2 protein-coding genes are annotated in these 14,332 nt (G+C 42.4%); both read left to right on the top strand.

What is annotated here, in order from left to right:
• The first annotated feature begins 3 nt into the window (after positions 1-3).
• On the top strand, positions 4-2,112 hold the full coding sequence (locus B0X70_RS16465) for a peptidase domain-containing ABC transporter (protein WP_217469845.1): 2,109 nt from the start codon (positions 4-6) through the stop codon (positions 2,110-2,112).
• A 1,191-nt stretch (positions 2,113-3,303) separates the two neighbouring features.
• A complete protein-coding gene (gene rtxA, locus B0X70_RS16460; protein ID WP_217469844.1) occupies positions 3,304-13,872 on the top strand; it encodes an MARTX multifunctional-autoprocessing repeats-in-toxin holotoxin RtxA in 10,569 nt (3,522 codons plus the stop codon).
• Positions 13,873-14,332: the final 460 nt, after the last annotated feature.

Here is a 14,332-nt window from a genome sequence, read left to right as displayed (position 1 = left end):
ATCATGAAGGATAATAATTCTCTGTTTGATTTTATCCCTGATTTATTTTTTAGAAAAAAAATAAATATTATTTATCAAGAGAGTATTGCCGATTGCGGACTAGCATGTATATCCATGATACTTTGCTATTATGGGTGTGACACAACTCTGAAAGAACTAAAAGGGAACAATAATTTTCACTCTAGAGGGTTACGGTTAAAAGATTTATTAGAAATTTCAGAAAACAATAAGTTAAATACAAATGTATATTCTTTGGATATTGATGAAATTAACCTTTTAAAAAAACCTTGCATACTCCATTGGGATATGAATCACTTCGTTATTTTAGAAAAAGTCAATAAAAACAAATTTTTTATATTAGATCCAGAGAAAGGGGAAAGGATCTTATCTATTAATGAAATATCAAAACATTTCACTGGAGTCGCAATAGAACTAACGCCAGCATCGGAGTTTAAGAAAAGGTCTTCTTTCAATAAAAAAACAATTAAATTAATAGATCTTTTCAAAAGTTCCAAAGGACTGTCGAGTGCTCTTTTAAAAATATTTGCAATATCTATACTAATAGAGAGCATTACTCTTACTATACCAATAGGAATCCAATTAATAATGGACCATGTTATAGTAACAAAAGATACGCTATTATTGTCATCAATATGTATTTTTCTTATTTTTTTTACTTTAGTAAAAACTTTTTCCGATATCATAAGATCCTATATGTCTCTTTCTATAAATATTCTTTTGGATATACAATGGAAAAACAGTCTTTTTAGTCATTTATTAAGAATACCAATTCACTATTTTTCTAGTAGAAAACTAGGTGATATCCAATCTAGGTTTAACTCAATTGAAAACATAAGGGAAACATTTTGCAATAACATTGTTGATTTAATCATTGATTTCTTAATGATAATTGGACTGTTGAGCATGATGATTGTTTATGGTGGTAGCCTAACGATTGTTGTCATCTTATTTTCGGTATTGTATTTTTTAGTTAAAATAATTGTTTACAAAATTTATAAGAATGCTTCTGATAAAAAAATTCAAGATGAAGCTAATATAAACTCTTTTTTTATGGAAAGTCTTTATAGCATGCCAACAATTAAGATTCTCGGCATTCTTAACAATAGACAAAGGATCTATAGTGATAAAGTAAAAGCTTTAAATAAATCTGAAATAAAGAAAAAGAAAATAGAAATTATTACAATCGCTCTCAGTTCAATAATTATTGCACTTGATCAAATAGTTATACTTTGGGTTGGTTCATTCTTAGTAATAAACAGTACAATTACTATAGGAATGTTTATCGCTTTCAATACCTACCGAGGTCAATTCTCGGATCGTATCACGAATATAATCAATAAATCAGTAGAGCTGAAATTATTATCATTGCATAACGAAAGATTATCTGGGATTGCTTTGCAAGAAAAAGAAATATTTAAAAAACATATTAATTCTGAAAGTTATGATATAGCATCTTTAGAGTTATCACATGTTTCTTATACATATGATGAATCAAACTATACAATATCAGACTTCTCAGTAAGAATTGAGGGCGGTGAATCTGTTGCAATAGTAGGACCTTCAGGCGCGGGAAAATCTACTCTTATTAAAATAATGAGTGGTCTCATTAAGCCTCAATCAGGTGAAGTTTTATTTAATAATCTTGATATTTATAATTTAGGTGTAAATAATTATAGAAAAAATATTTCTTGTATTTTACAGGAAGATAAACTTTTTTCTGGTACAATTGCTGAAAATATTTCAGGATTTGATGATGATATTGATATGGAGTATGTTACTGAATGTGCAATTAAGGCTAACATACATAATGAAATAATTAGTTTTCCAATGGGGTATTATACCCAGTTGAGTGAACTGGGTGGAAGTATCTCAGGAGGGCAGAAACAGAGAATAATGATTGCCAGAGCGCTCTATAAAAAACCAAAAATTATATTTATGGATGAAGCAACAAGTCATCTTGATACAAATAATGAATCTATTGTTAACAAATCTATTGCAAATTTAAACGTGACTAGAATCATTGTTGCTCATAGAGAATCCACTATTCAAAGTGCTGATAGAGTTATTCATTTAAATTCTGAACCTAAATGATAAATGCAGAACTAAAGGCTGCATAATATTAATCTGGTGGCGCTTTCGATCTGGTATAAATTCAGTAATCTTACTCCCTTAGGAGTTATATTAACAGATATAAACTATCGCCGGATTAATAACTAAAAGATGTAACATTTGGTAAAGACATTTGGGTAGTAAGTATAATGGGTAAAATGAAATTACAGCTATCAAGTGTTACAAACGGGATTTTCTAATATGGGTAATATTTGAGCATTCATGCGGTTGCCCTGGTGAATTACCCATCCAATAGACCCACTTTGTGGGTTTTTTCATAATCGATCTGAATGATTCCATTATAATTAACTTGCGATATATCAATCCTCACTCAAAGCGCTATCCCTCATTGTAAAGTCTATAAATTTCCAGAACAGTGTTTGAAGTTTAATCTCGCTATTAATTTAACTCATTATAGTTAGTAATATTGTATTTATTGTTCGCCTTTATTTGGATCAGAGTAATGGAAGTGAGCGGTTATTTTTTCACTATAGATATTTTGTTGCAAAGAAATAAGTTAAATTTACCTACATTTCTGATGCAACAATGTTAATAATTTAACCTTAGTAATTTGATTTGTGAAAATCTTTTAATAATTTTAATAAAAACAACAAGTTAATCTATGTTTTAATATTATTTTTTACTATCTTATTTGTATTGTTAACATCAGTGTGGGGATATAGGGCAATATGTGGGGGGTAAACAGACTTTCTTGTGTATTAATATTGATTTTGATTTTTGGCTCTATATTATTTTATTCTGCTTATTCATTTAACACTATTTGTATATATAAGCTCATTATGTCTCTGAGCTTAGGTTTTTTATTTCACTATATATTCTACAATCTTTGTGAATAAATTTCTTGTTAAGGGCGAAATATGTTTAAAAAATTCGAACAATCATCTTTGATATCAATCATGACAAAGGTGTTTTCTCTCATTATTGCATTGAACATAAAGTAAATAATCAATGAAATAGTAACTTAATAGAGTTAGGGTAATCTGACTAATTAGACCAAATAATGCCATCATTGATGGCTGTCATTATATTTTTACCGTGGTAAGAACGGTGGATTCGCACTGTCCACGGAAAACTCGATTCTCAAAACCGTTGCTGTATCTGTCAGATGCAGTGGTTTTCTATTTAACCTAAACTTAAATTAAGGGATTATTTATGGGAAAATCATCAAACCGTAGTACAGAATATTTCTTTACTGGAAAATACTACGATGATGATGATGGTAATAATATTGTTGCCATCGGCGTGGGAGGAGTTATTTATGCCAAAGGAGGCGATGATCGTATTACCCTCGGATCGATTGGGGCGACGGTCTATGCTGATTCTGGTAATAAGGTTGTCAATGGCGGCGCCGGATATTTAAAAATAGTGGATAAGGAAGGTAATCTGTCAGTACATGGCGCTGCCGGTTATTCGGGTATTGATAAGAGCGGCAATGGTGATATTTCATTTGCTGGCGCGGCGGGAGGGGTTGCTATCGATCACCGGGGAAGCCACGGTAATCTCAATTTCTCTGGGGCGGCTGCTTATAATGGCCTGAGTCGTAAAGGGCAATCTGGTGAGGTGATTTTTGAAGGTGTCGGTGGTTATAACGAATTATGGCATGAAACCAATCAGGGCAATTTAAGTTTCTTTGGCGCCGGCGCTGGTAATAAAATTGATCGTACCTGGTATGATCACTATGAGAAAAGTCACGGCGATGTGAAATTTGAAGGCGGGGGAGCCGCAAATAGTATTAGTTCGCGGGTTGAAAACGGCAATATTAATTTCACAGGCGCCGGGGTGGATAATCACATTATACGTAAAGGTAAAGAAGGTAATATTATTTTGCATGGCGCCGGGGCATCAAACCGTATTGAGCGTTTGCGCCAAAGCCAAGATCAATATGGTCGGACCCACGGTAATATCGAATTTGCAGGGGCTGGGGGTTATAACCGGATTTATTCTGATGTCGCACATGGTGATATTACTTTCGATGGTGCCGGTGCTTACAATGAAATATCAAGAATCGGCGCAGATAGCGGCTCTCGTGATGGCGCTCTGGAATACGCTAAAGCCGAAGAGATTGTGTTAGCGACAGCGACAATAGGGGGAAAGTGGCTCCAACAATCCCAACACCAACAGGTGATTGGGATTAAATCAACTGTCGAGCCTAATACTTATCTCTTTGCGCTGGCCGATGAAATGTACACTAAGCTGGTCAAGGTTCAACTTCAAAATGATCCTGAAACCGGTAAGCTCGGTTATTACGCTACTTCTTGGTACAAAGAGGGCAATCATCTCAATAATCTTGCTGCGGAGAATATCTCTTCAAGTAATGGATTTTTCGATATACGTTCCAATGGTGGTTACCGCCTCTTTAATTTAATCTTTGAGCATCATCAACCCGTTACTATTCAGCATACTGTTGAAGAAGATTTGCAGGAAAACCAGTGGGTGACTTATGCCGGTGGAACCAATGCCAGAGCAGGAGATGTCACGTTGATTGATGCCAAAATGCATGGGCATGCAATCCATTCCGGTGGTTTGATATTGGGTGTGTCAGCAGTGAAATCAAACCGTCAACCGAACACTTATATCTATGCCAGGTATGTTGAGTCATATACCAAAGTGGTGATGGTTGAATTGGCGAATAATCCTGAAACCGGTGCGCTGCAATATTATGCCAGTGCTTGGTATAAAGAAGGTGATCATACCGGCAATCTGGCTGCCGAAGATTTTTCCCCTAAAAATGGTTATCGCTCAATGGATGTGGGCGGATATTCCCTAACCCATCTGCAATACAAAGTGAATTCAGTATGTCGTGTTTCTGAGCATTTAGCGCATACCGAAGAGTATAGCCATCAGGAGTTGGTGAAATTATCCACGGGTATTGGTGACAGTTCCGGTGACATTAATTTTAAAGGCATGGGGGGCGGCAATGTCATTACCTCCAGTGTCACACGCGGTAATGTTAATTTTGCAGGCGCTGGTGCTGCCAATGTGATTGTGAAGCGTGGGGAACAGGGCAATCTGACATTCCGTGGCGCAGGTCTGGCAAACGTGCTGGTGCATCAAAGCCAGTATGGAGAAATGGATGTTTACGCTGGCGGTGCGGCAAACGTATTGGTCCGAATCGGTGATGGGCGGTATCTGGCTCATCTCCTGGCGATAGGTAATATCTCGATCCACCAAGGTAGTGGCGATAGCCGAGTTATCATGTTTGGCGGGTACAACACTCATAGTCAAATCGGTAATGGCAATGCCAATTGGTTAGGCGCCGGTGGTTTTAATGTGATGACCCAAACAGGTGAGGGGAAGGTCTCCTCGGTACTGGTGGGTGGCGCTAATGTGCTGACTAAGCTTGGTGCCGGTGATTTGGTTGCCGGTATGCTTGGTGGCGCGAATATTATCACCCATCTCCACGATGATGAAATATCGGGTACCACGGCGGTTGCGTTAGGCGGCGCCAATATTTTGACGAAAAAGGGCAGAGGTAGTGCTATTGCGCTGATGGGCGGCGGAGCCAATGTGTTTACGCACATTGGCAATGGGAGTACGACGGGGATGATGTTAGGCGGCGCTAATATTTTGACCAAGGTCGGAAACGATAACACCACGGGTATCATGCTCGGCATAGGTAATGTGCTGACTCATGTCGGTGGCGGTCAGACTCTGGGAGTGATGGGAGCCGCAGGCAATGTTTTTACTAAAGTGGGTGATGGAACTGCGATTGCGGCCATGATTGGCGCGGGCAATATCTTTACCCATGCTGGCAACGGTGATGCATGGGGGTTGATGGGAGGTTTGGGGAATGTTTTTACCAAAGTGGGGGATGGTAAGGCGCTGGCATTGATGATCGCTGCCGGCAATGTGTTTACTCACATTGGTGATGAAATGAGCGTTGCCTTGATGTTGGCTAAAGGCAATATCGCCACCAAAGTGGGTAACGGCATGACGCTGGCGGCAATGATCGGTGAGGCCAATGTGATGACCCATATTGGTAATGGCTCAACTTTTGCCGCGATGATCGGACAGGGCAATATCCTGACGAAAGCGGGTAATGATTTGACGTTTGGTTTGATGGTTGGTGAGGCCAATATCTATTCGCATCTAGGTAATGGCGCCAGTCTTGGCTTGTTTGCCGGTGAGCTGAATGTAATGACCAAAGTAGGTGATGGTACAACATTGGCGGCAATGTTTGGTCAAGCCAATATCATGACTCATTCCGGTAATGGCTTAACCGGTGTTTTAGCGTTAGGAGAGGCGAATATTGTCACCAAAGTGGGCGATGATTTTATGGGAGTGGTTGCGGCGGCGGAGGCTAACGTCATCACTCATAAGGGATCATCAACCACTGCTGGCGTGCTATTCGGTAAGGGCAATATTCTAACGAAGGTCGGTGACGGGATAACCGTCGGTTTACTTATTTCCGATGTGGGTAACATTATGACCCATGTCGGTGATGGCACGACGGTGGGTTTCGCCAAAGGTAAAGCGAATATCATTACCAAAGTGGGGAACGGTACCGGCGTTAATGCTGTTTGGGGGGAGGCTAATATCCTGACTCAGGTTGGTGATGGCGACCGTTATAACTTTGCCAAAGGCAAAGCGAACATCATTACCAAAGTGGGTAATAAGCAGGAAGTCACGGTTGTTCAAGGGGATGCCAATATCATCACCCATGTGGGGCAAGGTGATGATTATACCGGCGCTTGGGGCAAAGCTAATGTGATTACTAAGGTTGGTGATGGGCGCAATGTCATACTTGCCACAGCTGATGCCAACATTGTGACTCAGGTAGGTAACGGTGACAGCTTGAATGCTTTGTGGAGTAAAGGGAATATTGTCACCAAAGTAGGTGATGGTGTGCAGGTTACTGCGGCAAAAGGCAAAGCGAATATTACTACCACAGTAGGGAATGGTTTAAGTGTTACCGCGACGCACGGCGATTTTAATATTAATACCAAAGTGGGGGATGGTATTTCCGTTAACGCGGTGTGGGGTGAATATAACGTTAATACTAAAGTCGGGCATGGCCTTAATGTTGCGATCATGAAAGGCAAGGGTAATGCCAATATTCATGTTGGTGATGGTCTGGGGATTAATGCCTCTTATGCGCGTAATAATGTGGCTATTAAGGTTGGTAACGGCGATTTCTACACGCTTTCTATTGCGGAAAGTAATACGCAAAGTAATAACCTTTCCTTTCTGTTTAAAACGATTAGACAAACTGTGTTAGGTGTGGAAGGTAGTCAGGCGATTAACTATCTGATTCACGGTAATGAGGCGAATAGTTCTGGTACGTATAGAGGCCGAGGGGCGATTAATTTAACTGAAGTTTCTGCCATTGATGGTTTCCAGATGAATGCCATTGATGATGTTGGTTCGGATCTGCGTGATAAATTAAGCGGCTCGGTAACTCAGGTGGAGACGCCTGATACTAAGGCTATTCAGAATGCCTTGCATATTGGAGACAAGGTTGATTCGACTCAGAGTGAATCATCATCACAAGCTGATGCTGTTATTAAACATGCAAAACAGGACAGCGCTGCGCAAAATGCGTTAAGTGATAAAGAGAAAGCGGAGGAAAATCGCCGCATTCTGGAACAAGAAAGGGATGACCAACTTAAAACAATTTCAAAATCACAACTTCAATTAGAATCAACAAATCAAAATGCGCTGAATACTAATGGACAAGTACAGCGTGATGCAATAAGTGGAGAATCCAGAGCGGTAACGAAAGAGTTGCTCTCCATGACTCAACGTCTGAATGCGCTTAATGGCTATGTCAATTACACAGGTCAATCGGGTGATGAGTGGCGTAACCGGTTTGCTATGGGATATTTGAACCGTACTCAGGAAAAATTAGATGACACCAAATTTATTTCACAGAAAAAATTAGCTGATTTACAGCCGGGCCTTATTAATAACCAACAACAAGTAAAAAAGGCAATTGGCAAATCAGAAGCAGGTTTAGAGCAAAGTTATCAGAATATAAAGAACACAGACGACAATATTGAGGATGCGCGTACAGAAGCGAGATCAAGACAGAAAGAAGCGGATTCACAACGTCTGCGAGCAACAAAAGCGGAAAGCGATGCCTATGCCGTATATGAAGAAGCGAAACAACGCGGTGAATATGATAGCGCGGTAGCGAAAAATAAAGCCGCTCAGGTACAGGCTGATGCGAAAGGAACGAAACAGGCTGGTGGTGCAAAACCCGATCGTCGCGGGGCGATCGGCAGTGGCTTGTCTGGAAAAGCTTATACACCAATCGACGTAGCGAAACCGAAAAGTCATATCAATCCTGAATCCAAAACGGAAGCTAATGGCTGGAACAGTGAAGATCTAACACTCACAGCCGCAGATTTGGCGGCATTGAATAGTGCGCGACGGGCGGTTAATCGACTACAGATCAACAGGGGTATTCGTGCTGAACATGTCGGTGCTTCGGTCATTTCGCGGCTTACCGGAACGTCATCCGATAGAGTTATGGAGCCTGCTTCAAATCAACCGAGAAAGTTAACCACAAAAGCACCTGTAATTTCGGGTATCAATTTGCAAGGGTTAGGGCAAGTTGTTGGTGGAGATAGCCTTAAATCCCATTCTTCCATCCTGAGAGAGTTTGAGCCTTTCTTGCTGAGTCAGGGTGACAAACGGTTTATTGATTCGACGAAAAGATATCTTGGTCAGATAAATACCGATCGGCCCAGTAAGGCGCTGGTGGCAGTACGTGAGGCTTTTAATAATACGGTCGAACAACCTGATGAGCAGAATGTGTTGCAGCTTGAGCAAGCCCTTGCTCATTGGCAACAGCATGATCCCAATGAATTTGCCAGGCGTGGCCGATTAGTTAAAAGCCTGCGTTTTGAAATGGGGGAACGAGTTGCCTACCTTCAAGCAAAAAGAGCTGAATCAGCCGGGATTTTAGGGGTTAGCCTAGCGCCTGACCATGTTGCACAGTTTGATCAACAGGTATCGTTTGATGGGTTTGGGCGTATAGTGGGCTTGAAAGGTGATATCGCACAGAGTGAAATTAATCATCTCACTGATTTACAAATTAAACCATTGACTCAAATTAACTCTGTTGCGGAACGCGAGGCACCGAGAATTGAAAGTGAAAGCCTGATTGTTTTCGTTAGCCGATTGCAGCAGGAAATGACTCCCGAAGGTATGCCGCTAATTGAACGAGCCAAAAATCTTTGGCTTAGCGGACAAGTGACACAACAGGAAACCATCAAGCTATTTGAAGATGCCGTTACTCAATTGCAGGCGCATCCTGAACTGCATTCTCTGGCTCAACAATTACTGACTGATGCCCGCAAAGAGAAGATGACCGGGCAGTATATTGACAACCTGTTTGGCCGCCATTTTGATTCTGAATTGGCTTATGAACTGGTGAAAACCGCATCGCCGGAGGCCAGAGATGCCGCACAGCGAACGGGCAATTTCTTGGTGCAGGAATTTGAGCAGTGGATAAGCGGTTATTACCCGGATCAGGTTGTACGTGACAAGCATATTGCGGCTAAGATGCGCCTTTTTGCCAGAGCCATCAATCAGGATTTTCGCCCTTGGTTTAGTCGGGTCCCTGAGGTAACGACATTTCTAGACGAGCCAACTTTTGTCCATTTCAAGGCTATGATGACCACGGTGAATAACGGTTTTGATGTGGTCAAAGTGCCGTTTCTGTCGGTAAAAATGGCGATTACTTCTGGGATGGGGATGGATCGGGCGGAGTGGAAGGTTAAAGGGGATCGTTTCTATGAGGATGCGATCACCAAAGCCCGTTCGACCAGTTCTGAACTGACTGCCGGGGCGGATGTTAGATACAGAGTAGAAGTTGTGGGCAAGCTGACCAACGATTATGGCACGGCGTTGCCTTATCAGCCTGCGAATGGCAAGCATGATGATTTCCTGTTTGGTCGGAAGGTCGCGGCGGGGCGGATTCTAGTTCCTGGATGGGAGACGGAATTTGAGCGTAATGCGTTAGCACAAGGCCACTCTGTGGTGACGGGAGCTTCTGGCTCGACCAATATCATGGTTCACCTTAATAACCACATTGCCAGAGAGCAACCTGACTTTTCCTCTGGGCAGGGTTATCTCAACACGCTGGCGTTTCTGGTATTTGATGGTGGTCATTCTGTCAACGAAAGTCTGGCGGTTTATCAGGCACTACAGGCAACGGGTGACGAACGTCAACAGGTATTGAACAGCTACACTGCCAATTATCGGGATCTGGTGGATATTGCCGGTGAAGAAGGCAAAGTGTGGGTAAGTCAGGCGCTGGATAACGCTTTTCAGGAGACTGGGGAGTTCTATCAGAAGCATGCCAGAGTGAAGCCACAAAGTCGTCCAGCGGTGGAAGAGTTAGACGGGTTATCGGGTAAAAATAAGAGGCCAGAACCGACTATCATCGACGATCCTCATCAGGATAAGAAAATGAGCAGACCACTCGGTGACTGGCAAGTAGAGAAGGTGACGCCACAGGCTGATGGCCGTGAAACTCGCTTTGATGGTCAGATTATTATCCAAATGGAGGATGATCCGGTCGTCGCGAAAGCCGCGGCTAATCTGGCGGGTAAACACTCAGATTCTAGCGTAGTGATTCAACTTGACTCCAGGGGCAAATATCGTGTGGTTTATGGCGATCTTGTCCGATTATCCGGGAAGTTACGTTGGCAGATTGTCGGTCATGGTCGCGATACGTCGGAGCAAAATAACATTCGCCTGAGTGGTTACGCGGCTGATGAACTGGCGACCAGATTAACGCGGTTTTATCAGGAGTTTAATCTGGGTAAAAGCCTAACTCGTAAACCTGATCACATCAGTATTGTGGGTTGTTCTCTGATAAGTGATGACCAGCGGGATGGCTTTGCTCGTCGCTTTATCACCGTATTGGATAAGCAAGGCATTCGCAGCGATGTTTCCGCTCGCAGTAGTGAAGTGGCGGTTGATGCCGGTGGACGCAAATTTACCCGTGATCAACATAACCAATGGGTTAACAATCTGGCTGATAACAAAGTTGTATTAAGTTGGAATGATAAAAATGCGCTGATCACGCATAGCGAACCGGTTCGTCGTGGTATTGCTGAAAGTGATATCAACCTCTCCAGGGTAGGACACACCGAAGCGGATACCGTTATTAAAGGCGCGATTACCGGCCACAATGAAGTGTTAGTTCAACCTAAGAAACGTGAAAATACGATTCAGGTTGCCCCTGACGATCAATCGAATAATCAGCTCAGTTACTCCGGTAATATCCAGGTGAATGTGGGAGATGGCGAGTTTACCGCCCTCAACTGGGGAACCTCGAACGTCGGTATTAAAGTGGGTAGCGGTGGTTTTAAATCACTGGCCTTCGGTGATAACAATGTGATGGCGCACATCGGTAATGGCGACAGTAAACACAGCTTCGATGTTGCAGGTTATCAAGCGCTTGAAGGGGCGCAAATGTTTATTGGTAATCGTAATGTCAGTTTTAATCAGGGCCGCAGTAATGATCTGATTGTGATGATGGATAAATCCATTCCAACGCCGCCGTTGGTTAATCCGTTTGATGGCGCTGCGCGTATTGCTCATGTATTACAAGGGGTTGCCGGTTTCAGTGCGGATCAAGATTGGTTGGCGGCGCAAGATCAGCAGTGGACCATCGCCGGTGCGAAGAGGTTTGTGGAGGATATGTCCGGTTTGGACCAAACCAGCAGCGTGGACTACAACACATTGACTGATCTGGATTCGCAACATGAGCGCAGCAGCCGTGGTTTGAAGCATGACGCTGAATTGACATTGAACAAGAAGTTTAATCAGTGGCTAGGCGAACATGGCAACGGAACTGGTATGGGCAAAATAAGTCGTATAGCGCAATTCCGTCAGGTCAATCAGAAGCTGGCTTTCAACTTTGCTGTAGGCGGGCGTGGCGCCGATATTCAGGTGACAACCGGTAACTGGAACCTAATGTTCGGTGACCATATCCAGTCGATTCTGGATACTAACTTGGGTTCGCTGTTTGGCCTGATGACGCAGCAATATTCGGCGACGGGCATGGCGAAGACCACCTTTACCTATAATCCAAAGGACTTGCCGCGTCAGCTTAAGAATAAACTGATTGGTCGATTAGCGAGTGTAAATGCGGATACCACCTTAGCGGATATTTTGGGCGTGAACTACACCGCGGAGGGGAAAATTCTTTCCCGCACCGGCGAATCGGTTGATGGTGAGGCGATTCTGCAAGAGATGCTGGAAGTGATTGGGGAATTTAGTGGTGATCAATTGCAAGCTTTCACCAATCCAGAAAAGTTACTTGATAATCTGGAGGCGGGCATTGATATGGGAGAGGATGGCGTCAGGTCATTTGCGGAGAGTCATGGCCTGAAAGAGAAAGCGCCCGATGAGCGTCAGGAATCAGGATCTGCGGTGAGTATCAATGGAGAAAATGCTCAGACCAATAATAAATCCAAGCCTGCATTTGGTTTTAATTCACTTAACTTACCTAATCTGTTTGCCACGATGTTTAGCGAAGAGAAGCAGCGAGAGATGAAATCGTTAGTGGTTAACCTGAAAGAAAACCTGACGACCGATCTACTTAATATGGAAGAAAAAACGTTTGATTTCCTGCGTAACAGCGGGCATTTGCACGGTGATGGCGATATCCATGTATCGTTGGGAAACTATAACTTCAACTGGGGAGGCGACGGTAAAGATCTTGGCGCTTATTTGGGAGATAACAACAACTTCTGGGGTGGACGTGGTGATGATGTTTATTACTCACTAGGGACCTCCAATATTTTTTCAGGTGGTGAAGGTAATGACTTGGGTGTCCTGATGGGACGTGAAAACTGGATGTTTGGCGGTAAGGGGGATGATACCGCAGTAGTGGCCGGGCGTATTAACCATCTATTTATGGGGGAGGGCAATGACCAGATATTTGTCTTTGGTGAAAGCGGTTTTATTGATGCCGGTAACGGACAAGATTACGTTGTCATTTCCGGCAACTATAACCGGGTGGATAGTGGGGAAGGTCAGGATTATGCGGTAATCATCGGCAATAATAATCAGGCCGAACTGGGTGGAGGCGACGACTTTGCCAGAGTATTTGGCAATGACAACCGGATCGATGGTTATTCCGGCAATGATGCGATTAAGCTGATGGGCTACCATGCGGTGATCAATGGTGGCGAAGGTGATGATCATATGATAGCCGCGGCGATTTCGAAGTTCAGCCAATTTGATGGCGGTGAAGGTCAGGATCTACTGGTGTTAGGCGGGTATCAGAACCATTTCCGGGGCGGCGCAGGTGTGGATAGCTTTGTGGTCGGCGCAGAGGTGATTGATAACCGAGTGAGCGATATTAACGCAGAAGATATGATCCTGTTTAACGGTGTTGACTGGCAAAATCTGTGGTTCCAGCGTAGCGGGTATGATCTGGTGCTGTCAGTGAATCGCCATACTCAGGACAATACCGCTCAGGGGAGATTTGAATCGGTAGGTTCAGTCACCTTTAATGATTACTTTAATGGCAATCGCGCCAAATTGGTGACTCGGATGAGTGATAAGAACGTGTCAGGGGAGCGTGAATTTACGGCACTGTCAGATAATGCGGTGGATTCTTTGATTCAGGCCATGAGTGGTTTTTCCCCGACAGTGGGTGATAATGGTTTTATTGCGGGTCTGGACAGTCAGGCGAAAACGGCTATCGCCACGGCGTGGACCGATGTGACGATTGGTAAGGGGAAATTTGCTTAATTAACTCTTTATTAGCTCTTTCTATAAGTCAGTAAAAAAGTTGTTATAAAAATGGCTCACAGAAAGGTGGGCCATTTTTTGTTTTATATTTTGATTAAGTTTTTCGATTTTGTTTAAAAACAGGGTTATTATTATCGAATTGATTGTAATAATTTATTATTTTTTCATAGTGATTCTGTAATAGATAAGTTAAATATCTGTGGTGTTTTTATGTTTTAAATATTAATAAATTACTCTATAAATATTTTATTTTTCAAATTTAAATAAAAATTGTCTATGATTAATTTAATGCTATTTTATTAACTGAGTTAGCACTAATAGTCATGATGGTGAGTATTAGGAAGTGTCAGGGGGGATAAAAAGACTTTTTGTGTGTGGATATTGCTTTTGCATTTCTACTCTATATTATCTCGCAAAATTTATTCAGCTCATTAATCACAAATTTACTCAAAGAACTCGT

The sequence above is a fragment of the Photorhabdus akhurstii genome (genome assembly GCF_019090985.1).
Lineage (GTDB): Bacteria > Pseudomonadota > Gammaproteobacteria > Enterobacterales > Enterobacteriaceae > Photorhabdus > Photorhabdus akhurstii.
The sequence above is the reverse complement of the archived record's forward strand: the minus strand, read 5'-3'. Positions and strand labels throughout refer to the sequence as shown.

Bases quoted from the DNA above. Each gene is read 5' to 3' on its own strand.
- rtxA (WP_217469844.1), top strand. From the start codon at position 3,304: ATGGGAAAATCATCAAACCGTAGTACAGAATATTTCTTTACTGGAAAA.
- B0X70_RS16465 (WP_217469845.1), top strand. From the start codon at position 4: ATGAAGGATAATAATTCTCTGTTTGATTTTATCCCTGATTTATTTTTT.